19 protein-coding genes and 2 pseudogenes are annotated in these 26,329 nt (G+C 57.2%); 8 read left to right on the top strand and 13 right to left on the bottom strand.

Annotated elements, in window-relative coordinates:
• Positions 1–33: 33 nt before the first annotated feature.
• The 7 genes and pseudogenes from J2T23_RS04255 to J2T23_RS04225 form a co-directional block, all read right to left on the bottom strand.
• Positions 34–480, bottom strand: a complete 447-nt coding sequence (locus J2T23_RS04255; RefSeq protein ID WP_141160001.1) for a pilus assembly protein TadG-related protein — start codon at positions 478–480, stop codon at positions 34–36.
• Entirely contained in the window at positions 477–863 is a 387-nt protein-coding gene (locus tag J2T23_RS04250) for a hypothetical protein (RefSeq protein ID WP_141160000.1), read from the bottom strand. Before J2T23_RS04250 ends, J2T23_RS04255 begins: the two co-directional genes overlap by 4 nt.
• Positions 864–1,020: 157 nt before the next feature.
• On the bottom strand, positions 1,021–1,437 hold the full coding sequence (locus J2T23_RS04245) for a TadE family protein (RefSeq protein WP_307357519.1): 417 nt from the start codon (positions 1,435–1,437) through the stop codon (positions 1,021–1,023).
• Between the two features lie 3 nt (positions 1,438–1,440).
• Positions 1,441–1,737, bottom strand: a complete 297-nt coding sequence (locus tag J2T23_RS04240; RefSeq protein WP_141159998.1) for a hypothetical protein — start codon at positions 1,735–1,737, stop codon at positions 1,441–1,443.
• Positions 1,738–1,810: 73 nt separating this feature from the next.
• Positions 1,811–2,725 (bottom strand): type II secretion system F family protein, encoded by a 915-nt coding sequence (locus J2T23_RS04235; protein WP_141161534.1) that lies wholly within the window; start codon positions 2,723–2,725, stop codon positions 1,811–1,813.
• Positions 2,726–2,748: 23 nt separating this feature from the next.
• The gene (locus J2T23_RS04230; protein WP_141159997.1) at positions 2,749–3,606 is read right to left on the bottom strand and encodes a type II secretion system F family protein; all 858 of its coding nucleotides are present in this window, start codon (positions 3,604–3,606) and stop codon (positions 2,749–2,751) included.
• Positions 3,603–3,929: pseudogene (locus J2T23_RS04225) on the bottom strand (CpaF family protein); the annotation flags it as partial. The pseudogene J2T23_RS04225 and the gene J2T23_RS04230, both read right to left, overlap by 4 nt.
• Before the next feature lie 184 nt (positions 3,930–4,113).
• Between J2T23_RS04225 and J2T23_RS04220 the strand changes: the two are divergent.
• From J2T23_RS04220 to J2T23_RS04200, 5 genes are all read left to right on the top strand, one after another.
• Positions 4,114–5,223: a hypothetical protein gene (locus tag J2T23_RS04220; protein WP_307357514.1), complete on the top strand. Its 1,110-nt coding sequence runs from the start codon at positions 4,114–4,116 to the stop codon at positions 5,221–5,223.
• 23 nt (positions 5,224–5,246) lie between these two features.
• Entirely contained in the window at positions 5,247–6,095 is an 849-nt protein-coding gene (locus J2T23_RS04215; RefSeq protein WP_307357512.1) for a class I SAM-dependent methyltransferase, read from the top strand.
• Positions 6,096–6,906: 811 nt separating this feature from the next.
• Positions 6,907–7,887, top strand: coding sequence for a hypothetical protein (locus J2T23_RS04210; RefSeq protein WP_307357509.1), 981 nt, complete (start codon positions 6,907–6,909; stop codon positions 7,885–7,887).
• Positions 7,888–8,242: 355 nt separating this feature from the next.
• A complete protein-coding gene (locus tag J2T23_RS04205; RefSeq protein ID WP_307357507.1) occupies positions 8,243–8,527 on the top strand; it encodes a hypothetical protein in 285 nt (94 codons plus the stop codon).
• A 358-nt stretch (positions 8,528–8,885) separates the two neighbouring features.
• A complete protein-coding gene (locus tag J2T23_RS04200) occupies positions 8,886–9,329 on the top strand; it encodes a hypothetical protein (RefSeq protein WP_307357505.1) in 444 nt (147 codons plus the stop codon).
• A 1,265-nt stretch (positions 9,330–10,594) separates the two neighbouring features.
• Here J2T23_RS04200 and J2T23_RS04195 read toward each other — a convergent pair.
• From J2T23_RS04195 to J2T23_RS04185, 3 genes are all read right to left on the bottom strand, one after another.
• Positions 10,595–11,797, bottom strand: coding sequence for an AlbA family DNA-binding domain-containing protein (locus J2T23_RS04195; RefSeq protein WP_307357503.1), 1,203 nt, complete (start codon positions 11,795–11,797; stop codon positions 10,595–10,597).
• Positions 11,798–12,176: 379 nt separating this feature from the next.
• Positions 12,177–14,840 (bottom strand): site-specific DNA-methyltransferase, encoded by a 2,664-nt coding sequence (locus tag J2T23_RS04190; RefSeq protein WP_307357501.1) that lies wholly within the window; start codon positions 14,838–14,840, stop codon positions 12,177–12,179.
• On the bottom strand, positions 14,827–17,910 hold the full coding sequence (locus tag J2T23_RS04185; protein WP_370871389.1) for a BPTD_3080 family restriction endonuclease: 3,084 nt from the start codon (positions 17,908–17,910) through the stop codon (positions 14,827–14,829). The genes J2T23_RS04190 and J2T23_RS04185 overlap by 14 nt, the downstream gene beginning before the upstream one ends.
• A 527-nt stretch (positions 17,911–18,437) precedes the next feature.
• Between J2T23_RS04185 and J2T23_RS04180 the strand changes: the two genes are divergently transcribed.
• A complete protein-coding gene (locus tag J2T23_RS04180; RefSeq protein ID WP_307357496.1) occupies positions 18,438–19,028 on the top strand; it encodes a hypothetical protein in 591 nt (196 codons plus the stop codon).
• Here the strand turns inward: J2T23_RS04180 and J2T23_RS04175 are convergent.
• Positions 18,952–19,788 (bottom strand): hypothetical protein, encoded by an 837-nt coding sequence (locus tag J2T23_RS04175; protein WP_307357494.1) that lies wholly within the window; start codon positions 19,786–19,788, stop codon positions 18,952–18,954. The genes J2T23_RS04180 and J2T23_RS04175 overlap by 77 nt on opposite strands.
• 233 nt (positions 19,789–20,021) lie before the next feature.
• Between J2T23_RS04175 and J2T23_RS04170 the strand changes: the two genes are divergently transcribed.
• The gene (locus J2T23_RS04170; protein WP_307357492.1) at positions 20,022–20,600 is read left to right on the top strand and encodes a recombinase family protein; all 579 of its coding nucleotides are present in this window, start codon (positions 20,022–20,024) and stop codon (positions 20,598–20,600) included.
• On the opposite strand, the gene J2T23_RS04165 is transcribed toward J2T23_RS04170, so the two are convergent.
• Both J2T23_RS04165 and J2T23_RS04160 read right to left on the bottom strand, forming a co-directional pair.
• Positions 20,587–22,086, bottom strand: a complete 1,500-nt coding sequence (locus tag J2T23_RS04165) for a recombinase family protein (protein ID WP_307357490.1) — start codon at positions 22,084–22,086, stop codon at positions 20,587–20,589. The genes J2T23_RS04170 and J2T23_RS04165 overlap by 14 nt on opposite strands.
• A gap of 53 nt (positions 22,087–22,139) precedes the next feature.
• A pseudogene (locus J2T23_RS04160) lies at positions 22,140–23,054 on the bottom strand (TadA family conjugal transfer-associated ATPase); the annotation flags it as partial.
• A 734-nt stretch (positions 23,055–23,788) separates the two neighbouring features.
• Between J2T23_RS04160 and J2T23_RS04155 the strand changes: the two are divergent.
• Positions 23,789–26,290 carry a GH25 family lysozyme gene (locus J2T23_RS04155; RefSeq protein WP_141159995.1) on the top strand — a complete coding sequence of 834 codons (2,502 nt, stop codon included), beginning with the start codon at positions 23,789–23,791 and terminating at the stop codon, positions 26,288–26,290.
• The last annotated feature ends 39 nt before the right edge of the window (positions 26,291–26,329 follow it).

The following is a 26,329-nucleotide window of genomic DNA, read 5'->3' as shown; positions in this document are numbered from 1 at the left end:
ACGCTATCGCCGAATCCTGCCCGTTCCGGTGTCCTAACGGGTCAACCGCGAGCGCGCGGTTGACGTTGCCTCGATGGCGATCCCGTCAGGAATGAGGAAGTTCACCACTGGCGGGTGGACGGCGGCCGTGAGGACAACGACGGCGGTGGAACCGTCCGGCGTACCCGTCGCCCCGGTGACCGCAAGGCTGGAGAAACGCTGCGAAGCGGGACTTCTTGCAACGAAGTCTGCCGCCACGTTCCGGACGCGTGCCGGGTAGAGGACAGCAGAGGGGCTGCCGCCTTGCGTTGAGACTTCGCCAAGGGTGTAACTGCCGGCAGCGGCAAGCGATGCACCGTCTGCCAGGGACAGCAGGCGTTTGTGCTCCAGGTAAACGGAGGAAATGCCGATGACCACCGTCGCCACCAGGAGCGCGAGGAGCACGTAGCCGAGGATCATGACCATCAGCTGGCCATCCTGGTCCGGTTCCCGGCGGTTCATCGGTAGCGGCCCACCAGCTGGGAAGAAGAGGCCTGGACCTCCGTGGCGGACAACCCCTTTGCAAACGGCATGAAGGGCAGGGGCACACTGAGACTGACGGTCACCGTTACCGTGCTGCCCGCGGCCTGGCAGTCGGCCGGGCTGCAGAGGGTGCTCAAGGTGGCCCGGTCCCCCTGGTGGCCGAAGTCGGAGAGTGCAAGTGCCACCGCCTGCTCCGCAGCAGCCTGGGCGCTCCCGGCATCGGGTTGGGCTACATAGACCTTGGCTGCCTGGTCCGCGGCGCCCACAACGGCGAAGGATCCCCCTTGGATTTGCCCGACAGTTATTACGAAATACACCAGCGGGACCATCAGCAGGAGTGCAAGGAACGTAAATTCGACCACCGCGCTTCCCTGTTCACGGCCCAGGCCAGGCTGACGACGTTCCGCCCTCCTCACAGGTTCCGGACCCTGGATGATGTCCCGGGGCTTCTCCTGGCAAAGTGCCTCTGCAAGGCGGCTCCTGAAGCTTGGCCCCTGCGATCTCCTGAAGCTGGCCGGTTCAGGGCTGGACCGGAGCATGCCCCTTCACCTCCAGCATGTCCCTCGGTCCGATCAGGCCAATAACAGGCATTGGGGACCGGACCGTGACCTCCAGGGTACGCATGCCTTGGAACTGTACTTCCCTGGTACTGACCTGTTCAGCGAAGCCAGGGTTGAGGGCCATGCTGATGAGGCCGCGTGTCCGTTCTTCAGCATCGTTGGCGTTGCGGTCTGCGAGTGTCCCGTATCTCGCCCCGGATGCGGCGGCGTCGATGAGTGTGTTTCTGACGTGCAGGACCAGTGTCAGTTGGAGTATCGCCAGGAAGAACATCGTCAGCAGCCCACCCACCAGGACAAAGTCCACAACGGCAGAACCCTGCTCGGCTGCCCGGGCTGGACCCTGCTGATCCTGCGGCCCTGGGGCGGACCTGCCCATGGTTCAGTTTCCTACCTTGTCCATCGCCTGGTTGAACATGGCTTCCAGTGCGGGACCCGCAAGCGCCAGAAGGGCTGCCACCAACACCGCGGACATGAGGGTGATCATTACCCACCCTGGTACGTCCCCGCGTTCAGTGCTGTCGCCAAGGCTTACCGGGGGTTCCGGGCGGGCAACAGGTCCGCCGTCGAACTGACGGGCCTGTAGCCGGTGCGGACGAAGCGTCCGAATCATCCGAAGTTGCAGCATATCCGCGAGGCCAAGAAGCAGCATCCCAAAACGGATTCCCATGGTCTTCATTTTTGCGTCCTATTCTTTTCTCGTTGAGGGGGCCAGCTGTTGCTGGGCGTGGTCGTGGGGCTTGTCCGCTTCATCAGAATCCGAGGTTGATCGCCGCGAGACCGGGGAAGACGGCAAACACCACGGTCAGGGGAAGTACTCCGAATACGAGCGGCACCATCATGGCAATCTCCTTCTTGCCTGCAGCTTCCATGAGGTCGCGCTTCGCTGAATCGCGTACATCCTGCGCTTGGGCGCGGAGCACGTCTGCGAGGGGTGTTCCCCGTTCCACTGCCACGATGATTCCGTCGACGAACCTGACCAGCGGCGCCAGGTCGGTGCGGGCGGAGAACTCCTGCAAGGCCATGACCAGGGGTTTGCCGGCCCTTGTCTCAGCTAGGATTTTCGAGAATTCCTTGGACAGTTCACCCTTGGCGCTCCTGCAGACCCGGTCCAGAGCGCCGGTCGCGCTTTCCCCTGCTCCCACCGCCAGGGCCATCAGTTCGGCCAGGCTGGGAAATTCTGCCATCATCCGAGTTTCCCGCCGGCGGACCTGGACGCCCAGCCAGTAGTCACGCAGCACAAACCCCGCTGCGGCACTGCCGATGACCACGACAGCCGCGAGGAGGGGGCTGAACCTGCCCGCTGCCGCACCAACGAGGATGACCGTCAGCGACAAAACGAAGCCGCCGGCGGCCCACAGCAACTGCTCCGCGCGGAAGTCGATGGGCGCTTTGTTGATTCCCGCCTGCGCCAGGCGCCGGGCTGTGGCGCCCGGCGAGGGGTTGAGCCTTCCGAGCGCGGAGAACCAATCCCTGATTATGGGCCGGAGGATTCGTTCAAGCGGTCCAAACGGTGTCAGGTTCTGATCGCCGGCGCGGAGAAGCCGCGATTCCAGGTTCTGTGACTTCAGCTGGGGTTCAATGCGGTCAGCCAAGGTCATGGGGCGCATCGGAGGCGACCGAAAGATCACCAGCCATAATCCGAGGCCGAGCCCCAGTCCGCACATGACAGCCGCAGGGGAAAGGAAAATCACCGGAGCACCCTTTCATCCTGCGGCAAGGCGCCGATCCTCAACATGGCTGTGTAGCAAAGCAGCGAGACCACCAGGCCTCCGACCAGCACTGCGGCCCCCATCGGCGTGTTGTAGGCCTGGATTGCTTCCGGTCTGGTGGCGAGAAGGATCATCACGATCCACGGTGCGGCGACCGCGAGCCGGGCAGCATTAATAGTCCAGGATTGGCGTGCCTCGAGCTCACTGCGGGTCCGGGCGCTTTCCCGCAGGAACTCGGCCAATGTGCCCAAGAGCTTTCCGAGGTCGGAGCCGCCTACTTCCCGGGTGAGCCGCAACGCTTCGATAATGCGGTCAGCCACGGGGTCGGCCAGCCGCTGCTTCAGCTTGTTCAGGGACCCCTCGAATTGCCCTCCGGCCCGGTAGTCGGCTCCAAATTCGCGGAAGATAGGCCGCAGCTCCTCTGGCCCCTTCTCTCCAAGCTGGATTAAGGCTTCTGGCAGGGGCAGCCCCGCCCGGATCGCGGAACGGAGGTGATCCACGACGTCGGGCCACAGTTGCCGGAGCATCGCCGTCCGCTTCCTTGCGCGCCACCGCAGGATGGTGATGGGCAGCCACATGCCGAAAAGTCCAAAGCACCCGGCGATCGGCCAGGAACGGCTGACCACGTAAAAGACAAGCGCAACGAAGATTCCCAGCCCAAGACAAGTCCCCACCAGACTGCGCACGGATACTTTATCTACCCCTGCGGCGGCCAGGAGGTCAGCCAGGCGTCCCGGTTTACGCTGCCGATTTCCGCGGTCCGGCGTTTCCCAGCAGGACCACCAGATCAGGAAGAGCCCAACCCCGGCCACAGTTCCCACCAACGCCGGGATCATCGCGGGTCCAGCAGTGCGGCGACGTCGTAACCGGTCCTCGAGAATTTCTCGGCCGAAGGCATGGCGTTGGCACGTGGCTGCAGGACGCCGTTCTCCAAGCCAAACACCAAAGACGACTCGATGACGCCGTTCTCCACCCGGCGGCCCAGCGACAGGATCTGAGTGACTTGCCGGCGGCCGTCAGCATTCCTGCTGCAGTGAACTACAAGATCTATGCACGAAGCGACTGTCGGCACAACGAACGCACTTGAGATGTTCTCCCCCGCCAAGAGCGGAAGGGTGCAGATCTTAGTGACTGCGTCATGAGCCGAATTCGCGTGGACGAATTGAGATAAAAACATTATGCCTTCCCGCGACGCGACGGGCACTACCCGAGACCGAACCCGGCCTAGTGGTTTCGTCTCAGAGGACGACAGCGCAGAAGGAGGTTTATATCTTCGTCACGACTCGAAGCAATCATTTAACTAACGACATCTCGCCCGGCGGTCTACTGCTTATACTGCTCTCGTGTTGCGAATGGCGGTTCACCGGATACTGCATCGCACTCGCGCGCGCCCGTTGCACAGAACGCCACCGCCACAAACGGTCGGACTTGCTTGGCACTCCGGGTATCAACGCATCTTCATTTTGAAGATGGTGCGCGCCCAAGACTCCTTCTTCACACCATCAAGGGCAACAGCGCTCACGCTTGCTTTGTGCGTCCTCGTTTCGAGCACCCCCGCGCTCATCAACCATCTCCTGCTGGCGCTAAACGTACCCATCGCCCTTGGGCGAGACACGGAGATCAAATGGCTGTGGGGCTTTGCCGCAATAGACTTTATCGTTTTGCTCGCCTCGGTCGGCGCTTGGACAGTGGTGGCCCGCAGAACAGCGGACCTCGACCACATGGTGTCTGATACGACAGACGCGGCTCTGGTCTCTGGATGGTTGAACAGAAAGCTATCTTTTCACTTACAGGCTCCTCCCCCCGTTTTTTCGGCCATCGCTGCTGTCGCGTTTATTTATCTCGTCCAAGAGCCGATTTCGCCTTTCATCCATGTCTCGCTGGCGTCCTATTTGTCAGTGTTCTGGACAGCCTTCATCGGAGGGAACTCGCTTTACTGGCTTTACGTCGCACCGGGGATGGTTAGCGTCATTGCTCGCTGTCAGCACCTGCACCTTTGGTGGCAGAACCCAGCGATGACTCCTGCCTTACGAGCGTTGAGCGATGGTCTTGCCTTCTCCGCTTCCGCAGTCCTCACAGGAGGGATATGCGCAACCTTCCTCGGTTTCTTCGGACCTCAAACCGTTCAAGTTCCTCTAATACAGGTCCTTCTAATCGGTTTCTTCGTTGTCGTAATGCTGTCGGCGGTGCAAGTCGTCCTTGCCCCAACCATCCACATATATGCGATGATTCGGCGAAGGAAGTTTGACGTTCTTCGCAAGATAAGCGATGAAGTAGGTGATTTGGAGCGGGTATTGAAGCGTGAGCGCACCTATGACGTTGAGTTCAGCTCGCTCTTTCTGGCAGTTGCGGAGACACCTAATCTGCCGTTTTCCACCTCCACCGTTGTGCAGTACAGCGCGGGTTTCGCAGCAACAATCGCTGGTTTCGTCATCAGCCAGTTGGTCAAGTAAAAGATAGTTAGACAGGACAACACATGGATTCAGACCAAACCAACCCCGTGGTCAACTACTACAATCGAACGGAATCCAAGGTCGGCTATCAGGTCTTCCTCGGTGGCACCAAGCACTTCGGGTTTTACAACAAGGGCGACCGTATGTGGTCCTTCCGTGCTGCACTGCGGCGAATGGAGGATCGACTCGGAGAAAGTCTCGCTCTTCCCCGAGGTTCCTATGTTTTGGACGCCGGGTGCGGAATGGGAGATGTGGCCTCAAGGCTGGCTGACAAATTCGGGCTCCGCGTCAAGGGCATAGATATCCTCGACTTCAATGTCAGTGAAGCCCAGAAACGTGTTAACGAGCGTGGCCTAAGCGATAGAGTCTCGGTTGAGCTAATGGACTACTCGAACTTATCGTTTGAGGACGGTACGTTCGACGGCGTGTACACGATGGAGACGCTCGTCCATGCAAGTTCCCCTGAGGAGGTACTACGGGGCCTTTTTAGGGTCTTGAAGCCGGGTGGCAGACTTGTAATGTTCGAGTATTCCCGTGATCCTCAGGCGGCGGTAAGCGCGAAGGTCAATTACGCGTTTGCAAAAGTCAACGAACTATCTGCGATGCCCAGCTTCCAGCGTTTCGACCACGGCGTCCTTGAGCAACTTATAGCGGCAACAGGCTTTGAGAAAGTTGCAGTCGAAGACATCACGGCAAATATGCTCCCCATGGTTCATGGGTTCTCCATCATCGGCTGGGTTCCGTATCAGGTCGCGAAATGGCTCAATAAGACCCACAAACTCGTGAACGCGATGTCAGCCGTGGAGTTCTGGAAGTACAGGAAGCACTTCCGGTATAACATCTACACCGCCTGCAAACCAGAAGAGAATTGACTAAGCCTGCGGCACTTGTCACTGGCAGCCCTTGAACCAAGTTCCCATTCGAGGAAAATCAACCTATGACACTTCTTCCCCTTAGGAGGATCGTGGAATAAGCCAGCCTTGGGGAAGCGTCGTGCTGTAACATCTGTTGCCGCAGCGAAGGGACTGCGCCATGCGGCGACCCAACACCAATTCCACCACCTCTTTTGCCCATCCTGTTCCCATCGAAGCTATCTTCCATGTCGGCGCCTAGAGACGCCCCTATCACTGTGGACTAATCGGACCGTCGGGCATGATTTGCACGCTGCCAGCGAACAAAGGAAATCGAGCCAGCCAGTACAGGTACGCTAAACAGGTCTGCGGCACGATACAACCTTCGGCAGACGGTGAGCGCCCGACGAACAGCGGCTAGCCAAAGGTTGTCGGACTGCCCCGCAGCCGTAAGGGAACCAACATTGAGCAGCAAGTAAAGCAACGCCTCCCCGGCACTCCTGCACCTCCAATCGGAGAGGCGGGTAGCAGCAGGCGAGGGTAACTGCTCAATGTTGAGGAGCAGGCCCGTGGCTGCAAAAAACCGACTCCAGCGATCTCAGGAGTTCTCAAAAGACTTTCTTTCTGATTTCTATGCAAGATCGCGAAAGGCGCAGGGACTTACCCCAAAACCCTCCAAGCGAGAAATCCAACCCCTTCTTAACCAGTTTGATGCTGCCCGCGCAGCAGGGCGGTCATCTTGATGCTCACGCGGGCATGCCACTGCTCGCCAGTTGAACTCGGGAAAGTTAGTGCACACTTTGACGCTCGCCGTTCAGAACGAGTTCATATTGTGGCAAGTTACGACGAATTCTGTACCTCTTGTGAATTTCGTTTGGCACTTCAGCAGCCATCCACTAATGCCGAGGATGAGGTAATAGGGGTTGTTCTGAAAAACAAAAGACGCATTCGAACCATCTTAAAGCGGCAGCGAGTGAGACAAGTTCGAAAGCCACGAAAGAAACGTGAACTCACACTCCGACTCTCCACCGCGTCCCGTCTCGCAAAGTGGGAAGCGTTCGAGAATGCAGACATCGATCGCTACGTGTTGCAAGCGGCAGCCGCAGGCTACGAGGTTTGCCTAGTCACCCTGAAACTCCCTGTCAGGGAATGGCTTCCGTACGCCCCCACTCCCTCCATATTGAAGGAAGGGTTGAACCGTTGGATGCGCAAGACCGGAGGTAAGCGACGGTTCGGACTTCCGGGGCACAATAAGCCGGTTTACTGCTTCAACGTCCTCGAATTCAAAGTCGAAGGCGATAAAGCTCCTCATTTTCATCTCGTGATGATGCTTCCACCTCACGCAGACGAAACCATCCGTGAACTTTGGCGAAGCCAACTCGGCCTTCCAAAGAGCCTAACCGAGAATGACGTGGCACATGTTTCACGCAAATACTATGACCCGGCGGACCCGATCGAAAGTTTTCGTCGGGCTTCCCGCTATCTTTGCCGAAAGAAAAGCCTACAAGAAGTGGTGTGCCCACTTTGGGTCGAAGCCAAATTGGAGGTGGGGAACATGTGGGCTGTTCGTGGTTTCCTGCCCTACCCAGATGAGGAGTACGAGCTACGGCAGCGAGATGTCGTACCCACCAAGACAGTGTTGGAGTCTGTTTCCACGCGCCCACGCTACCGGGTAGACGAGCTGAGCGGCGAGCTGAAAAGAAACTATATGCCCCGACATCAAATTGACTCTCCCAACGGCAATACAGAAATCTTGGGAGACCGCACGGACGAAGTATTTTCACAAATTGCAGCTCAAAATGGTTGGTCTTGACTACATCAGTTGTCGAGGTCGCATATAATCGCGCTACGTTTACGGAGGACAGTTTCAGAACTCCTAAATACGCTGCGCCGCTTTCGGCCTGCACTCAGAATGGCCCGCTCCAGCCCCACATATCCGGACCCAGCCGGTTATATCTCGTGCCTCACCCTATTGCCTAGGAAAACTGCATTGACTATGAACTGCGACCGTTGCCACTTCAAGCGGGCTGCCCAGATTGCTCCAATTCCTGCGGCACGCGGAATGGCGCTGATTTGGATTCGACTTTAGGCAGGCGCTGCGCGCGGCAGCAAACGGCGGCGGCGCGAACCTGTGGCTTTCCTGATTTCGCAATGCTTAAATAATAAGCATGGCTGACAAAACACGAAATGGTTTGGCGACTATCGACCTAGTCGGTGGTCCTTGTTGCGGTGAAATCTATCAGAGTGACTATTCCATTCCGCAAGAATACTTTTCTGTCCGTCTCGTCACTGATATCCGCTGCGAGCACGGGGATCATGATACCGATGAGTCTCGTGATGGCGTTCTCGTTGCTGATCCGTTAGCGAGGTGGTTTACGTATCAAAAGTCCTATCAGGATGCCGTGACCTGCTATTGGATTTTTGTGCCGCGCGATCCTCAGGTTCAACCGTGAGTGCGCTGAGTGGCTTCATGATGATGGCAGATCGAGAACACACCAACGGGGCTTGTGCCTGTGAGGAAGCCATCAGAATGCACAACCCGAAGTCATTTTTGGTGCAGCGGTATGTATTGATCCATGGTGCCTTACGACGAGGCATTCATCAGCAGTTAATTGAAGGAGTGCTCTAGCTGAGAAATCATCGTCTCGACTTCCAGCAACCTACAGTCCACGTCAAAGAGCTAAAACAGTTTGAGCAGTGTTCATTCCGACTTGGATCAACGCGGCCTCTGGGCACGAATGCGGGCGGACAGCTAATTCTCTTTACCGACCACCACCATCCGACCGGCACTCATCCCTGAGGAAAGAAACCATGTCGAAAAAAGAACCGCAGTCAATGGAAGAAGTTCTGGCAGAAGAAGGAGATGTACAGGAAACTCTTTGCACCGACGTGAAGGGCCAACCCCACCCTTTTACGCCTCACGCGGAGTCGATGTTGCAGCCGCTCCTAGAAGCGCTGACACCAGCTCCTCGGTTGCAAGTGCTGCGGGTATTGCTAGATGCAGGCGAACCGTTGTCGGTTACCTCGATCCATAGGCAGACTTCTGGACTGCAACCCATCGGAGTAGGCAAGGTCTTATGGCGGCTCCGGGACGCGGGAATGCTGACGGTAACAGGAAGCAACGACAATTATCGATTTGCCATCCTTCCTTATCGACGGGCGGACGTTGAGGCCCTGCTATCAGGAGCCAAGAGCCTCAGGTCGGACTCCAAGACCGCCATTGAAGCACATCAGCAATCAGCACCGATCGCTTGAATCACAGGAGGGCCTTCTGATTGGGGGCTACTTGTAAACACCCATGGACGTGGAGACGAGGCCGTGGCACAGGCGATGCCAATGGGAATTCAAGCCGTGATATCTAAGCAAGCGTCCTGACTACTCGCACAAATTGGACAAGGTCGCTCAAACCTTGCTTCGCCGGAAGAGGAATGAAGCAGCGGCAGCAGCAGCAAGTACAACCAAAGCAGCGCCGATGATCCACCAAGAGTCAATTGAAGCATCAGAGGACACCGGGATTACCTCCGTGGTACCGACCCCGTCACCCTCGTCCGATGCAGGCAGAGGGATAGCGGGAGGTACAGATTGTTCAGGAACAGTCACAGAAGCTAACGGAGCCTCTACAGACGGTGCTTCCTCGGCAGCAGCCGGTAAAGCCTCGCCCTCGATGTCTATCGGGGCTTCTAATGCCTTACCAACAGCCGCAGGAACCTCGTAGACCGTATACACGCCCCGCGCCTCATCAGGCGTGCCCGGAGCCTGATAACCGGGGACGCCCGCTGGAGCTACATACACTGTCTGCGGCTCAACAACCGGGGCTGGCGGTACATAAACAGGCGCAGGAACTCGATTCACAGGCTGCGGGGCGGGAACTATTGGTGCGGGTGTCGCAGGAACATACGGAGCGGGTGCAGACGCTGGAGCTGGTGGGGCCGGTGCCACGGCGCAACCAGAAACTGGATGGGGGTTAGTACACGTTGGTCCGGGCGGCGGCGTCGGCACGGGTGGAGCCGGGGGCGCTACATACGCGTCTCCCCCACCAACGTAACCGGAATCAGCGTTAGCTGGCAGCGGCGTCAAAGCTGAAGTGAGCATTAGAAATGACGTTGCAGCAAAAACGCCTATGGATTCACGCACTCCTAGTACTCCTATTCGATTCAACCAGCCAGCATTCGAATACATAGACTAGTTGATAACCATGTTGATTAATAGGGTTTGGGAGATTCTCGTGACTGCTGCGTTATGGCCCTCACCATTGTGTTGAGCATCCTCACGCTTATTGGCGTAGTCACCGTTAGTGAGGCGATTGCCGAAGAATGCAGGCGCCGAATCTCACCACACTGACAACACGTGTAAGCTGCATCAGTCCGAAAGGAGTCGCTGTGAGTGAGAAATTTATTCCGCTGGTTTTATAGCTCGCGTCATGCCGGGTGCTGGCAGCCTCCGGGTGACTAAGGACTCCCGAGACGCGTGGTCGATGCCGTCTTTCGAACCGAACCCACGCCCTGCTGGCATCGCATTGCTCAGCTTGTCTTGGGCAGATGATGATGGGTGGTGCCTAGTATCTTGAGGAGACGACCGACAAGCGATTCGACTACGTCATCAGGTGTACTTGCCAGCGCACTGGCACTGACTGTGATCGCGCGTGAGTAGACGTCACTGTGCATGGTTCTGGGCGGTTCAAAACTAGGCGAGTTGTCTTTCATCATGTGAGACGGCCACCCCTTCAGGCCGTTCATTCGCAGCCCAAGAGTCCACAAAGAGCGGTAAGCGTATCGTTCGCTGAGCATGCTGGTCCAATGAGCCAGTCGCTGAGCGTATGCCACCGCCAACCCGTCGCAAATCATGGACTCCTCTGGGGTCCACTTTTCAGTGCCGCGCCCTATCAGGATACGGATGCCACCTGACTCGAGAAGCTCAATGTCGAGGATAGATCTCTCGCTGAAGTAAGTGGGTCTGGGCACCTGTCCAACGCCTTCGGCGTCGCCGTTCACGATCGAGACTCCGAGATCACGATGCTTGATTCTTGTGGCGTCTTGAGGCGACGGGGCGAAGGAAGCAAGATTCGCTTTACATCTGTTCTGACCAGACAGTACGAACTCGATGAGGGCTTGGTCGTCGTTCATAAACTGCTCCACTAGCAGTTCATTCGTAGGCATCAGAGGTTCGGAGATCAGATAGATGTGCCCATGTTCACGTTCGGCGACAGGCATGTAATCATTCGACTCGGCCTCGTCGAGTAGTTTCATCCCCACGTCCGTTTGTTCCTGACGTCGCTGGTGATGTCGCAAAACCTCGGCGTCTGACAGAGCGTGTTTAGAGGCATCTCCACGCCCGTAATATTTGTTGCCAGTCATATGAGGGGCAACCGGTGACGGCTGGACCGACACCACCACAAACCCCAAGCCATGACCGGCGGGGATCAGTTGGGTGGTAACTGGCAGCGGGGGCTCTATAGCATTTCGGGAAATCCCGTCGATGCGCTCAATCATTCCCTCGATCGTCACCGGTTTGGCAACCAGTCGCTTGGAGCCGTCGCCCTCCTTGACCTCGGCGATACCGATGATGAACAGCCCACCGTCGATAGCGAAGCTGGCAAGCGTCTGGGCAATTTGCTCATTACGTGCCTGTTCCTTAACTTCAAGGTAGTGAGACTCAGATATCGCTCCGCTGCGGATTCCCTCTGCGATGTCCGATTCACTGGTCGGCTGCCACATGGTTGCCACTTTGCCCTCATTTCATGTGAATTGATACAGGTCGAACGAAAGCCGCTACCGATCCAACTGACGCTGAGCGTGGACGTTCGCCAATGCGTCCTGATGGACTCAGGGAACAGACTCTCGGGCAGAGGGTATCTGACGACTTTCCCTGCGGCACGTTGTTCTGAAGCCACCGCAACAATCACGACGCCAGAGGCGGACCGTGCGCGGCACGTTTCCACTCGTTAATGACACTTAGTCGATCCCCTTGCCGCCACTTGCAGGAGTGCACGCTTAAGTCGGCCCAGAACGCTTCGGTCATTACCTCGTAGCTTTTGATACTGCCCTTTCTGGACCGGGACGAATTGACCTCTTCGTCCCGGTCCAGTGGTCAAAAATCTATTGCTTAAACCACGAAGACCTTCATTACTTCATCTCCATAGTCATTGATAACTTTGACTGCTATCTTGCCCGTGTCAGGCTTATGGAACGGACGCGAGGTAGTCGAATACAAGGACTGCCATGCCTCAGCATTGATCTCCGACTTGAGGGTGGACTTGAGCTTTTTGAAAGGGTCTCCCCCGCCCGTAAAGTAGCAATGCCGGACGAAAAACGACTCCTCGTTGTAGTTGGTGTCGATCATCCACAATGCAATCTTGTCGGTGCCGCCAGATCGTACTTCACCAGTAGTGGGATCAAATACGTCCACACCCCTCAGATCAACTATGACCGTGCCAGCATCAGTCTTTACTTCAATGTCTGGCTCTCCGAACACAGTAAACAAGTTGCCTGTTCCCGTCTTCTTCAAGTCCTCGCCCATGAGCAGGTCAGAATTCATCCGGACAAATAAGACGTTGACCTTGCCGAGCCTTCGTTGTCCGGCCACTTCTGCAAAACCGGCGTCAGACGCATCCACAGTCACGCCGTCATCCTTGGTCACGTTCGTGGCTTGCGGGTCAAAGGCGAATCCGAGCACGCAGAGCATGTCGATGTCTTCGGCTTCTATAGCTTCTCGCGCCGCCTTCTTAACAAAAGTTGGCGAAACCGTCCCATACTGAGGACCGATCGCTAAGCCGATCCTGCTTTCGCCCGTGGACTCTGTGCTGGTAGCCACCGCCTGCATAAAGCTGCCCGGATACATCTCGATCGACGACAGGACAATACGCTCCGCCTTTTTGCCGTTCTGAATACCCGCCTTCATGAGATTGTCCAGAATCGACTGTTCAAACGGGATGTCGTCGATATTGTCTTTAAGCAGTGAAGAAGCGGATTCACGTGACGCTTGGGGTGTCGTATCGTCGAAGGTGACTGAACGGTGAGGTGTAAGGGACTCAACCGTGAAGGGACCGGAGACACGAACCTTGTTCTTGTCTTCTATGGGCTTATCGTAGATCGAGACATAGTCGGCATGGCGCTTGATGGCGGCATCTACCTGCTCTTTGGTCATCCCGTCACGAATATCAGGGTTCGTCGTAATGGATTTCAACGTGATTCTTTGAATACGGTCGTATACAAACCCGTGTCTTATGTCATTCGTTATCGAAGCACGACTCGTTGACTGCCTATAAGCGTCTGCGCCCTTTGCCCGCCCCTCTACAGAATCAGCAAGCAGATAATAGGGGTATCGAGCAGCCATCAACCGCTGCCGCGCAATGGCTAAAGCAACTCTTGAGGTATCGATGGTTATCCACCGTCTCCCCCACTGTTCTGCCACATAGGCAGTAGTCCCCGAACCGCATGTCGGATCAATAACGAGATCGCCGGGGTCGGTGCACATCATCATGCACCTTTGAATGACCTTCGTGTATGTCTGGACTACGTATAGGTTTTCCGCAGCAAAAGTGCTCTGGACGGTGTCATCCCACCAATTTGTTAGGGCCCGAACTGGAAAATCACTGTAATAGCGCTTGAAAGACAGGGTCTTGCCGTTTCCTTCCAGCCGTCCTGCTTGACGTAGGCGCTGCATCCCGGTCTCGTTTGTCTTCCAGAAGTTTCCCCGGCTTGGAAGGTAATCAACGCCGTCGTGGGTGACCGTGAACGAGGTGGTTGCGCCACCACTCTGCGACGTTAAGTTGTCTGTTCGGAATCGCGCTGACGGGGTTCCCGGCTTACTCGGAGTCGAACGTTCTCCACCTCTCTCTCCGTCAAAATAGGGGAACGCGCTAAAGGAGAGGTCAGAATCACTATAAAGCTGGCGGTACTTTGCGACGCTCTTGTCCTTCGCGTACCAAATAAGGTAGTCGTTAACTCCATCCAGCCCCAGTCCATTTACTGCACTGGTCTTCTTGAACGGGATGAGTGCCATGGAATTCTCACTACCGAAGACTTCGTCAACAAGGCTACGGACGAGGTGGACGTTTTCGTCTCCGATCTGAACGAAGATAGAACCGGACTCGGTCAGAAGGTCTCGCGAGGCGATGAGACGATCCCGGAGATATCCGAGGTACGAGTGAATGCCCAGCTCCCATGTGTCCCGGAAGGCTTTGATCTGCTCGGCTTCCCGAGCAGCGTCGCTCAACTTGCCGTCGGCCACACTCCTCTTGCGAGTGGAAGACTGCCAGTTCGAGCCGAACTTGATGCCGTAGGGTGGATCGATAAAAACCATTTGAACCTGCCCACGAAGGTTCTCGCGCTCGGCGAGCGACCCCATCACTTGGAGTGAGTCACCAAGGATCATTCTGTTGGACCAGTTGGCCTCGTGTTGATAGAAATCAACCGCTGAATACTCATCCAGCCCATCAAACAGGTCGAAAAGAGTTTCCTCCGGTTCCGGTCCAGTCTCTTTTGCGGTCTTTCGAAGATTTTCGACGAGAACGCGTGAGTCGATTTTCTCCTGAATATAGATCGGCGGCGCGTCAATGACCAGATCGGAGGAGTCGAGTTCATCCTTGCCCTTCCACACCAACTGGGGATCGAGTGATGGGTCACGAGGGTAAAGAAGACTCTTTGGCTGTTCCATCTCCTCCGTCACGAAGTGGTGGGCGTCAGCGGTGGGGATGTTTTTCCTCTTGTCGGCGTGGTGAACAGACTCGACGGGAGTGGGAGACAAAGTATTCTTACGCGGAGGCATTTTTGGTCTCCCTTTCTACATCATTCAAAAGCTGGTTGATGGCCCCGCTGATCACGGATTCGACGTCGAGCATAGTCGTGACCTCTAGGAAGGCCCACCTGCCGAAGCCTCCGTGATTGTTTACGGCGGCGCACCACGAGTATCGAGCGGTCTCTGCCTTGGCTCTGGTGGGTCCCGGTGACTTTTGACCACCAGAGACTTCAATGATCAGAGTGCGCTCAACATCTTCGTCATCCCTGCGCTTCAGGCGCACAAGAAAATCTGGAATATAGTCGTGCGACCGTCCTTTGTGGAGGTACGGGATGGCGAATCCAACATGATCATTCTTCACATACGAGTGCACCTCAGGATGGCGCTCCAACTCGAGCGAGATAATCTGCTCCCATGTATTGCCGTCCTTTCCGTCAAAGACAACGTGGGAGACATGCGATTTCTCAGTCTTCATGGCGGGCTTCCGACTCAGGAAGTAGACATTGTTCGTTGATCCAGTCGGTTGCATGCTCCTCAAAACGGGCATCACGTGCTCTGTGCGTTCCGCTTCAGATTGGATTGCCAACGCCACGACGAACGCTTCTCCCGCCGCGTGGAGCCGTTCCGTCGAGAGCATGAGGTGCCCGATTGACAACCCGTCCCGCAAGTCGATAGCAGAGTCTAGCCATTGGCTGACCATATGGACGAGTCGGGGAAAAAGCCAAGGTTTGGAGTCGTCGCCCAAGGGTGTGAAATGTGACTTCAATACACGGCTTGCGAGAGCGTAGGCGACCTGCTGGGTCCGGATTTCCTCCGGATTGATTTGGGTCTGTCTTTCGCCTTCGCCGACGATGCCGTAGGTATCCGTCCAAGTCGGAATTTCATCCTTGCTAACCACAAACGGAACCACTTTGCCCGGCTCTAGGGTGATTTCTGCGTCAGGAATCTCGACCCGGTAGCCGCTGACATGCGGAAAATCAATGGCGAGGTGCTTCCTGTCTTCGAGCGCGGCAACTTCCAGCGCCGGGGGCTTCGGAAGGTGCTCGACGATCTCCTTGTCTGTAGGAATAAATGCGAAGGGGATACCGTATACATTCGCGTACTCTGGTTCGAATTTCTTGTCGTTGCCGAGAACGTAGTGGCGTCGCCGCAGTCCGCGACCAACAACCTGCTCACACAAGAGCTGCGATCTGAACGGACGAACACCGAGAATGTGGGTAACTGTGTTGGCGTCCCAGCCTTCAGTCAGCATGGACACCGACACAACGCAGCGGACCTCACCACCCAATTTGCCCTTCTTGCCCACGGTGTTCATGACCTCACGCATGATGTCCTCGTCGGTGATTTTGGAGACATCTGCGCCAGCATGCCGTATCGCCCATTCGCGCTTGAACACGGCAATCTCCGCCGAAGCTGCCTGCCGAAAGTCGGGACTGAGGACCTCTCCGGACTCAAGAGTTTTCGAGTCAACCAAAATCGTTCGTGGTTGCCGGAGGGGCCGCCCCATTTCGGTGTTACGGAACAACTCCAAGTTGCCAGCAGCCCGTTCTACAGGCACACCATCTTCGGTGGCATCGTAGATGCCGCTTATCCAGTCGAACACGAGCCGTGAGACGACCGTGTTGGGGCACACAACGATGAACACGGGTGGAGGTTCGCCGTGGTCCTTAAGGTGGTTTTCCCAATGCTGGAACGATGCTTCGTACGAGCGATACAGACTCTTTAGGGCGCCTTCGACCGCCGTAGGTGGGGACCAATTTCGACTGTCGGCAGGTGCTCCTCGATTCGTCTTCGGCAACGGCGGGCTGATGTGGTCCCAGAGATTGAGATAGGTTACCAATTCGCTAGTCGAGTCATCATCGACCGGCGTCCTCGGAATCTTGACTATGCCGGATTCAATAGCGTCCATGAGAGAGAAATCGGACACGGTCCACGGAAAGAGGTATCCCTCGTTGTATCCGCTCCCCGAGAGGAAGTACGGCGTGGCGGAAAGGTCGAATACCTGCTTAACGCCGACCTTTTTGGCGATTGCTTGCAGACCTTTAAACCAAACGCGCGCCTCGGCGTTTGCTTCTTCGGCTTCCTTCTTCGCCGCCTTAGCCTCCGCAGACAGCTTCTTGACGTCCACTTCTCCGGTAACGGGCTTGTCCTGATAGCAGTGGTGCGCTTCGTCATTGAAGATCATGATCTCAGACTTGCCCTTGCTCGCTGAAAAGCCTCGGAGCACCCTTGCAACCATCATGTCGGGCGTTTCTTTGAAAGGATCAGGACCCGAGTTTCCCGCGTTCAAAACCCTGCGTGTTAGGGCAGCGACGCCTTTGATCTCTTTGACGTCCCGCAACATAAACGCGTGGTAGTTATGAATTACGATCTCGGCGGAGCTGATGCCGTGCTTTAGATCAGCGGGGATGAGGTCTCGCGCTGTATAGTAATCCTCGCTGTCAGACGGCAAAAGCACCCGGAGGCGGTCTCGAATGGTCACTCCGGGCGCAACAAGAAGAAACCTCTTCGTGAATCGAGCGTCGTTCTTGTTACCCAATACCTTGTTGAGTGTCTGCCAAGCGATGAGCATCGCCATAACGACCGTCTTGCCCGATCCAGTCGCCATCTTGAGTGCGATGCGAGGGAGGTCGGAGTTAAATTCGGCATTCGCCTGATTGATCCTGACACGCCAGTCGGTATAGCCGTGGCGACCTGCCACTTCAGTGAGGAAGATGGCGGTCTCTGCCGCCTCGCGCTGTCCAAACAGAACACGGTTATCACGGTCGGGATTTGCCCAATGCCAGAGAAGCTTCTTACTGATTGGCGTGGCATGTTCATAATTGAACTGCCTCCAGCGCGCAACCTCGATACGCAGCTCGTTGACCAAGATGTTGCGTTCTCGCCGCTCGTGAGTTGTATCGAAGTCAAAGAGTTCCTGTCCCATGGCGGATGGGGCGTCCAGCTTACCCTTGCGACTCACCGCGATTGGCACAAATGATTCGCTGGAACGGCGCCCAGCTTTGATCTCGCCCGTAGGCCCATTGGCACCGAGAACGTAGTGGCGAGACGGCGGATCGTAGGGGTTGTTTAGAATCGGTTCGTCTATTACACCCTGCAATGCTGCTCCCCAGATTTAGCTCTTGTGGCTATGCGCCGCTCGCTCATAACGTTATCGGATGGACGGCTGATCTCGGGCGTCGAACCGCTCAGCCCGTGGGTAACACCGTAAGCTGACGCCACCCCCATCAACAATCGCCCATCCTGCTATTCATCACCACAACTCGCCCCAGCCACAACGCCGGTTGGTGAAGCCACTGCACAGATGTTCTGCTTTTGCGAGTGTCGTCCTGCGGTCGTATCTGCGTAGGCCCTGAGCAGGTGCATGCGTCCCCGGTGCTCACCCGTAGTGAGGGTCCGTGATGTCTCCAAAGTGCCGAGTCGCATTGGGAGCACAATGCGAGCTGCTTGCTGGTCACATCCGCACGGGGTGCGAGGGCAATCCGGTTTCGAGATGCGCGTCGCCGGTTGTGAGTGTCTGAATGCGTGAGGAACAGAACCCTCACACCTGCCTGACATTAACCAGCGATAGCTTTGCTTCGAAATCCAGCTTGCCCGATCTGCTGTACTTTGCCTATGGAAAATTTGTTGGGGGTACTGATTGGGGCCGTGTTAACTGCCGTGGCGGGGCTCATAGGTCTCCTCATCAGTAAAAAGACAGAGCACCAGCAGTGGCTGAGGAATCAACGGCTGGAGGTCTACAGTTCGCTGCTGCGACAGGCTCATGCATCGAGCAGGTCCTTGGACTTCTACCGTGCCACCAAGGAGCAGCTCAAGACCCCACTTGACGACATCAAGGACACCTACAACTCCAAGTTGTTCATTGTGGCTCCCTACGCTGTACGAAGCGCGGCGCAGAATTATCTGGTGGTCCTTGAGGTAGCTGGGCAGCAGGTGAACATCGACGATGATGACAAGTTCGCCCACTGGTCGCGACGACGCTCGGAAGCTTATCAGGTTCTGGAAACAGCAATCCGGAAGGACCTCGGGACGAACGACAAAGTTCGGATTCCATTCCGCTCACGAGTGTGGAGGGTCATCTACAGCTTCATTGATCCCCCTCAGCGCTGGTACTACAAGAGAACCGGCGTCGCATGGGTGACTAAGCATCCGACGAGGGTGATGCGGCGACACCAGCGGGAAAGGCAGGCGGCTGACACGGCTCAACGGGTGGAGTGAAGGGCACAGGGCTTCCCAGTTGTCCACGCACCCGAAGCCATTCATCAAGTCGAGGCAAGACCTTGTCCGGTGGAAGTAGGTGAATGAGCTGCGACGCACCGAAGAGCTTGGGACCCGTGGCGGTTATGTCTCCCAGTTCATCGAGCGCCCGTGGTACGCGCTCATCCTTCAACTGGATCAGCGCGCAGTCCATGCTGAATATGTCCAACAAGAGGTCTCCGAAATGGAGGGTGCCGCCAGCCGGGTAAAAGGCTCTCAGTGCTTGAAGGACGGGACCGTCGTGACCGGGCGGCGTTCTCATCGAGAGTCCGTCCCTACTGATGTGCCAGTCAATGAAGGAAGACCTGCCCGCGAGAACTAGCGCGTCGAGTCCTTCGTCAAAATGCTCGAAGGCGTTTCTGATCTCCCGAACCCTGAGGACGGGGAACTCATCGTCGAGGTGGAGGATATCGTTAAGCTGGCGTGCTCGTTCTTTCAGCCGCTTTTGCCGTTGCGCTCTCGTAGCCTCGGGATGCTTGAATGCGGGTCCGGGCTGAAGCATCCGCTGAATAACGATGCAGGCGAACAGTGCGGCTTGAAGGTCTCCCCACACCATTGTGTCGTGGGAGTCGGTTTCCGGACGCATTGCCCGCAACCAAGCGCGAGTCAGGTATCTGCTCGCGATTTCCGCCTGCCTGCCCACCTCATCCACATAAATGGCGAGCTGTAGAGCTTCCGTTATCTCATCGGTCTCCCCCGACACTGACCGCAATTTGTTCATGACACCACATTAGGCGGCTGGATTCATGGTTCATGCTGCGTTGTCATGACCGGTGATCAGGACTAGGGGTAGACCTCAGAAGACACTGTCAAAAACTATAGGTTTCGATCGCCCGGATTGGAAACCTCTTTAATCGGGGTATTCCGGGGCTTTCTGCTGTCAATAAGACTTTCAGAATCAAACTGTCATAATCCTTACTGTCATTTTACCTTCTGCCATGGAAGACTACCGGCATGACGACGACGGTGGATTCAACGGGCAAGGTCTGGGGCTACGGACGCATCAGTACTGGCTCCCAAGACGCTTCCTTGCAAGAGGACGCCCTTACGACGTACGGCGTGGACAGGATTTACATTGACACGATCTCCGGTGCAAGGGCTGAACGCCCGCAACTCCAAATCATGCTCGACCACCTTCGCAGTGGAGATACCGTGGTGGTCTGGAAGATTGACCGTATGGGACGCTCCCTCATCCACCTCGTGCAACTCGTTGAGCAGCTACAGCAAAAAGGTGTAGGGCTGGTATCGCTAACCGAAGGGTTGGATACCCGCACCGAAGTTGGCCGCTTCCAACTAAACATTCTGGCGAGCGTGGCACAGTGGGAACGAGACACTATCCGTAGCAGGGTTCAAGCCGGTGTTGATGCAGCAAAGGCAAGGGGACGCGTAGGCGGTCGAAAGCCAAAACTTAGCACTCAGAAGCTAAAGATGGTCAAAACCATGTATGACTCACAGGAATACACCATCAAGGAAATTGCAGACGAGATGGTGGTGTCCGAGTCAACAATTTATCGGGCACTTAGGGAGCGCTGAGCGCACGCTGCTTGGCCTGAATGGCAGGCAACTCAGAAAGTGCGGGCTCCTTCTTGCCAGTATTGAGATAAATAGGAACAAGACGATCAGTGTCGAATACGTTGCCGCGTTTTGAAGCTGGCATGATGTAGACCTTCATTGCCGTCTTCATCGCAGCGCGCTGCTGATCGCCGTCCAACTCGTCCCACTGGTCCAGCATCATCTTCTTGTTCGAAACAAGGTTGTGAGCCGCGTCATGCATAGCCTGAGCTTTCGCCAACTCACGTAGCCGAACCCGCAGGGGTTCATTCCGGGCACGTAGTTCGTCGAGGGCAGCGATCTCACCAGCTTCGTACATATCTTTGTTCCGTTGAATGCGTTGCTGAAGCTCGTTGGACTCCCCCGTTCGATCAACCAAAGAAACTACCGGAGGTGACAGCTCCGTCTCTGTTGATTGCAGCCACTCCAACATCAGCCCCTCCACCAACATGCAGGTCTTCTCGGCTTGGATGCCCACATGTCCACCGGGCGTCCCGTTGGTGCCAGTTACTGAGCACCTATAGGACTTGCCGTCAAAGCCCAGCTTCACCCCGCATACCCCGCAGTAGAGCACCCCGGCCAGTCTGCTTAGTTTTCCTTGGGCACGTCGCTCGTATTCTTCTGGACGCTGTAATTTCCCACGCACGCGCAACCATTCGTCATACTGGAGGATGGGACTCCAAGCAGTGGCTTTGTGCAGTGTGTGCTTGTCCAAAAAACTGCTATCGCGATAGAGGTCACGGATCGCCTCTTTGACTCGGTCTCGCTGTGGAAGATGCACTCTGAACCCTGTAATCGTGGGCGATAAAAGCGCGTTCTTTAGAGTGTTTTGGGCGATCGTTCTGCCAGTGACTTTCAGCCAGTAGGTGTAGCAGGCGTAAAGGGATTTGTCCGCTAACACCATTTTTGCGATCTGTCGAAGGGCCCGAGCTTCACCGGGATGGATGAGAAGGTGGCCCCTTTTCGTAGGGTGCTTCTTGTAGCCGAGGGGAACTCTGCCACCGTTCCATAACCCGTTTGCCGCTGCTTGCTCCCGCTGGAGCACCAGCCTTTCAGACTTTCGTTCGGACTCGTGGTTCGCGAACACAACCGCCAATCGAGCTTGGTTCCGTCCGTCCGTCGTGTTGAGGTCAACTTTGCTCGCGTTGACGGGATGAATGAACAGCGTACGCCGTCTTTCCAGCAGGTCCATTAGATGTTCCAACTCAATCGGACGGCGGTAGAGGCGGTCTATGCCCCAGCACACGATGCCATCGATGGAGCCGTCGCCTATGGCAGTCTTGAGCTTCTCCCATTGAGGACGACGCTTCCCTGTGAATGCGCTTATGTTGTTATCCGCGTAGGTGGCAACGACGGTGAAACCCAACCGGTCAGCAAGCGCCTGACACGAATCAATTTGTCGCTCAATGCCGAGTTCGGTCTCCTCTCGATCGGAGCTAATTCGCGCATATATGGCGACCCTCGTCATCCAGCGATCCTAATGCGGATGGAACTCGTGCTCCTAATCCCTGTCATGCCTTAAGCGCAGTTCGTATGAACCGTACACATTCCAGGAAGCCCGGAGTTCAGGGCGATGAGCATGTCCAGGCTCTCGGCTTCGCGAACCTCCCCCACCACCAGCCGGTCCGGACGCATCCGCAGTGCTTCCTTCACCAGGCGGCGGAGTGGAATTTCTCCCTCACCTTCGAGGTTCGGTTGACGGCACTGAAGCCCCACCACGTCCCGGAGGGGAAACTGCAGTTCGAAGATTTCCTCGACGGTGATGACACGTTCGCGGCTTCCGATGCTGGCAGCCAAACAGTTCAGCATGGTGGTTTTGCCGGCCTGGGTTGCCCCCGATACCAGGATATTCAGGCCGCTGGACACAGCCGCGCCGAGAAAGCGTGCTGCCTGCGGCGTCAGCGTCCCCAACTCCACGAGATGTTCCAGGCGGCTGGCTTTGACTACGAACTTGCGGATGTTAACTGCCCAATGGCGGCGGGTTACATCCGGGATAACCACGTGCAGCCTTGAACCGTCAGGCAGGGCCGCATCGACGAAAGGTGAGGACATGTCAAGCCTCCTGCCGGAGCTCTTGAGCATACGTTCCACGAGGTCGCGCACCTGCTGCTCCGTGAGGCTCAGCGACGTCAACTCGGACTCGCCGTTGCGCGCGACATAAATTTCGTTGGGTGCGTTTAGCCAGATTTCCTCAATCGAAGGGTCATCCAGGAGTGGTTGCAGCACACCGAAGCCTGCAACGGCGTCGAAGAGGAACCGGCGGGCTGCGTCGAGAGGGCCAATGGGCGGCAAAGGCCCCATCAGTGCCCGTTCGTCATAGTCCGTTACTGCTGCTTCAACCAAGCGCCGGACCTCACCAGCCTGCCTTAGCGGGTCCAGCCCGCGGCGACGGATGAGTTCGCGGACTTCGTCCTCGACAATTCCCAGCGCGTCCATATGTTCCCCCATACAACTGCCGCCCCCGACGGAGGCAGTGCGACTTGGGCTACAGCCTAAGGAGCTTGCCCCGGCCGCAACAAGTCATTATGCGCGCATGTGGATATCTGAGGTACCTCAAGATTGTCACCGGAACGACTCAGGATTAAATCCAGATGACCACAGGATTCACATAAGTAACACCAGAATCACTGGTTCCGTCAGTAACACGGGTGCTATGGTGAGCGCGTTATTTATCGAAATAGCACTATCAGGTGCCTTCCTGGGGGAAATCACCTGAGCAGTATCCAAAGAGGCGCTCGGGGGAGCGCCACATTGTCTCCGGAGCCCATATGAAGCGGAACCTGTCTCAGTCCCGTCACCCAGTCATGAAGTCCCTCGGGACCGCCCTGTTGGCCGTCTCGTTGCTCGCCGGACCCGGCATGGCTGATGTAGCCACCGCAGCAGAAGTCAGCCCGGCGCCGACACCTTCTGCTACCTCCACTTCAGCTCCGGGCACCGCAGCATCACCGGCTCCGACGTCGGCCCCTTCGCCGGCATCCGCGCCATTGCCTTCAACCTCGCCCCTGCCTGCAACCTCACCGGGCCCCACTCCTTCGCCACAAACCATGGCTCAGGCGATCGGTCCCGGCGGAGCGGAGATGGGCCAGCGCTCCGCGAGGGTCACGGCATCGAACAGCTCTGACCCCGCCAGGAAGCTCAGCACCGAATCGTTGTCCACCCAAGGCACATGGATGCCCTCGTTTGGCGTTCAGGGACTTGACGTCAGCGGGCACCAAACGAGCGTTGACTGGCAGCAGCAATGGAACATGGGTGCCAGATTCGCCTACGTGAAGGCTTCAGAAGGCAACTACTTCACCAATGACCTCTTCGGCTCCCAGTACCAGGGCGCGCGAAGCGTCGGAATGATCCGGGGCGCCTACCACTTCGCCATTCCCAATTGGTCCTCGGGTGCGGACCAGGCGCGCTATTTCGTAAATAACGGAGGCGGCTGGTCGGCTGACGGGTACACAATGCCGCCCGTCCTGGATTTTGAGTTCAATCCATATGCAGGCAAGACGATCAACGGTTTCTACTTCGGCAATACCTGCTACGACATGTCCGGAAGCCAATTGGCTTCCTGGGTTCGGGACTTTGGCAACACCATGCTGTCCCTTACCGGCCGGCTGCCAGTTATCTACACCAATACGAGCTGGTGGAACCAGTGCCTCGGCACGCCGACAGACTTTGGCGACTACCCGCTGTGGGTAGCCGCATACCCCGGATCCCCCAGCGATGATGCCGGCGCGGTGCCGGCAGGCTGGAGCACCTACAGCATCTGGCAGTACAGCAGCACTGGCCCACTGGCTGGTGACTCGAATGTGTGGAACGGTGACTATGCATCGCTCCAGCGGTTTGCCGGAACCGGCACGCCCTCCGTCCAGGTCCCGTCCCAGGCCACCCAGCAGATAGCGGCATATGCAAAGGCTCATCCATCGCTGGGCAGTCAAACCACCGCCATCACATGCGGCTTGACCAGCGGCGGCTGCTACCAGGGCTTCCAGGGCGGGACCGTGATGTGGTCCCCGGCGTCCGGAGCCTTCGCCGTTTCCGCGGGGCCCGTTACCGGAGCGTGGCAGGCCCTCGGTGCCGAACGCAGCGCGGCAGGCTATCCGACCAGTGACCTGATCTGTGGGCTGAAAAACGGCGGATGCTTCCAGAATTTCCAGGGCGGCAGCATCATGTCGTCGCCATCCACTGGTGCCGCCTTCGTTCCATTCGGCGCGATTCGCGATGCCTGGGCCGCGCAAGGCTACGAAAATGGCCCGTGGGGCTACCCCACGAGCAACGCGACATGCGGGCTGCGGTTTGGCGGATGCTTCCAGCTATTCCAAGCCGGGTCCGCGCTTTGGAGTCCGTCCAGCGGAGCACACTTGGTCAAATCGGGACCGGTCCTCGACGCATGGGCCAAGGACGGGTTTGAGAACGGCCTCCTAGGGTTCCCGACAACAGATGTAAGCTGCAGCGCGTCCGACTGCACGCAGCTGTTCAGCGGCGGAGTCATCGGGTCGACACCCACAGCTGGTGCATGGCCCATCTACATGGGCATCGGTGACACCTGGAAGGCAGCAAGGACAAAGGGAGAACCCATCGGATTCCCGCTTGCCAAGGAAGTCTGCGGACTACGAGGCGGCGGCTGCTATCAGCTGTTCCAGGGTGGAAGCATTCTGTTCTCACCCGCCTCAGGGGCGTACGCAATGACTGGCCGCATCCTTAACTACTGGGCACAAACCGGCTTCGAAAACGGCCAACTGGGCTACCCGACAGGTCCGGCCAGCTGCGGCGCCGTTCAGACCGAATGCTGGCAGTCCTTCGAAAAGGGCACGGTCGCCTACTCCGCGGCGACACCGATCCAGACGGTCCCGGCTGGCCCCATGGCCCAGGCGTGGACGAACCTTGGTGCGGCAGGAGGGGCCCTCGGCTACCCTGCGTCCGCCCAGATCTGCGGCCTCAAGGACGGTGGATGCTTCCAGATGTTCGCCAAGGGAGCACTCATGTACTCCCCAGCTGCAGGCGCCCAACCCAGCCTCCTGGGACCCATCCGTGACTTCTGGCAGAAGCAAGGCTTTGAAAACGGCGCCCTCGGCTACCCCGCTTCAAATGTCATCTGTGGGCTGGTCGGTGCCGGGTGCTTCCAGAACTACCTGGGCGGGACTGTGATGTGGTCCAATGCCAGCGGGGCACATGCAATGTCGTTCGGTCCGGTCCGGGATGCGTGGATCGCTTCCGGTTTTGAGAACGGAATTCTTGGATATCCCACCAGCGAACAGGTGTGCGGTCTCCGGAACGGCGGCTGCTTCCAGAACTTCGTGAACGGAACAGTCATGTACTCCCCCGCCACCGGAGCTCAGACCATGTCATCGGCCCCCATCCGGGACAAGTGGGCCACCACGGGTTTCGAGGGCGGCTCACTTGGCTACCCCACCAGCGGCGCCATCTGCGGGTTGCGCAACGGTGGTTGCTTCCAAAACTTTGAGAAGGGAACCACCATGTGGTCCGCCGCCAGCGGCGCGCAAGTGATGATGCCAGGGCCTATCCAGCAGACCTGGGCAGGACAAGGCTTCGAAAACGGTGCGCTGGCCTTCCCCACAAGCGGCCAAACGTGCACCGCCGACAGGTTGTCCTGCAGCCAGAACTTCCAGGGGGGTGCCATCAGCTGGACCTCGGCCGGCGGAGCGAAGGTACGACTCAACTGACACGTTGACAAAAAGGGGCGGGACCGCTTTCGCGGTCCC

The organism is Pseudarthrobacter niigatensis (assembly GCF_030812615.1).
Classification (GTDB): domain Bacteria; phylum Actinomycetota; class Actinomycetes; order Actinomycetales; family Micrococcaceae; genus Arthrobacter; species Arthrobacter niigatensis.
This window is presented reverse-complemented; position numbering and strand designations above follow the sequence as displayed.

Bases quoted from the DNA above. Each gene is read 5' to 3' on its own strand.
- J2T23_RS04235 (WP_141161534.1), bottom strand. From the start codon at position 2,725: ATGTGCGGACTGGGGCTCGGCCTCGGATTATGGCTGGTGATCTTTCGG.
- J2T23_RS04170 (WP_307357492.1), top strand. From the start codon at position 20,022: ATGACGACGACGGTGGATTCAACGGGCAAGGTCTGGGGCTACGGACGC.
- J2T23_RS04255 (WP_141160001.1), bottom strand. From the start codon at position 480: ATGAACCGCCGGGAACCGGACCAGGATGGCCAGCTGATGGTCATGATC.
- J2T23_RS04175 (WP_307357494.1), bottom strand. From the start codon at position 19,788: ATGAACAAATTGCGGTCAGTGTCGGGGGAGACCGATGAGATAACGGAA.
- J2T23_RS04205 (WP_307357507.1), top strand. From the start codon at position 8,243: ATGGCTGACAAAACACGAAATGGTTTGGCGACTATCGACCTAGTCGGT.
- J2T23_RS04240 (WP_141159998.1), bottom strand. From the start codon at position 1,737: ATGAAGACCATGGGAATCCGTTTTGGGATGCTGCTTCTTGGCCTCGCG.
- J2T23_RS04190 (WP_307357501.1), bottom strand. From the start codon at position 14,840: ATGCCTCCGCGTAAGAATACTTTGTCTCCCACTCCCGTCGAGTCTGTT.
- J2T23_RS04200 (WP_307357505.1), top strand. From the start codon at position 8,886: ATGTCGAAAAAAGAACCGCAGTCAATGGAAGAAGTTCTGGCAGAAGAA.
- J2T23_RS04245 (WP_307357519.1), bottom strand. From the start codon at position 1,437: ATGGGCAGGTCCGCCCCAGGGCCGCAGGATCAGCAGGGTCCAGCCCGG.
- J2T23_RS04230 (WP_141159997.1), bottom strand. From the start codon at position 3,606: ATGATCCCGGCGTTGGTGGGAACTGTGGCCGGGGTTGGGCTCTTCCTG.
- J2T23_RS04165 (WP_307357490.1), bottom strand. From the start codon at position 22,086: ATGACGAGGGTCGCCATATATGCGCGAATTAGCTCCGATCGAGAGGAG.
- J2T23_RS04155 (WP_141159995.1), top strand. From the start codon at position 23,789: ATGCCCTCGTTTGGCGTTCAGGGACTTGACGTCAGCGGGCACCAAACG.
- J2T23_RS04215 (WP_307357512.1), top strand. From the start codon at position 5,247: ATGGATTCAGACCAAACCAACCCCGTGGTCAACTACTACAATCGAACG.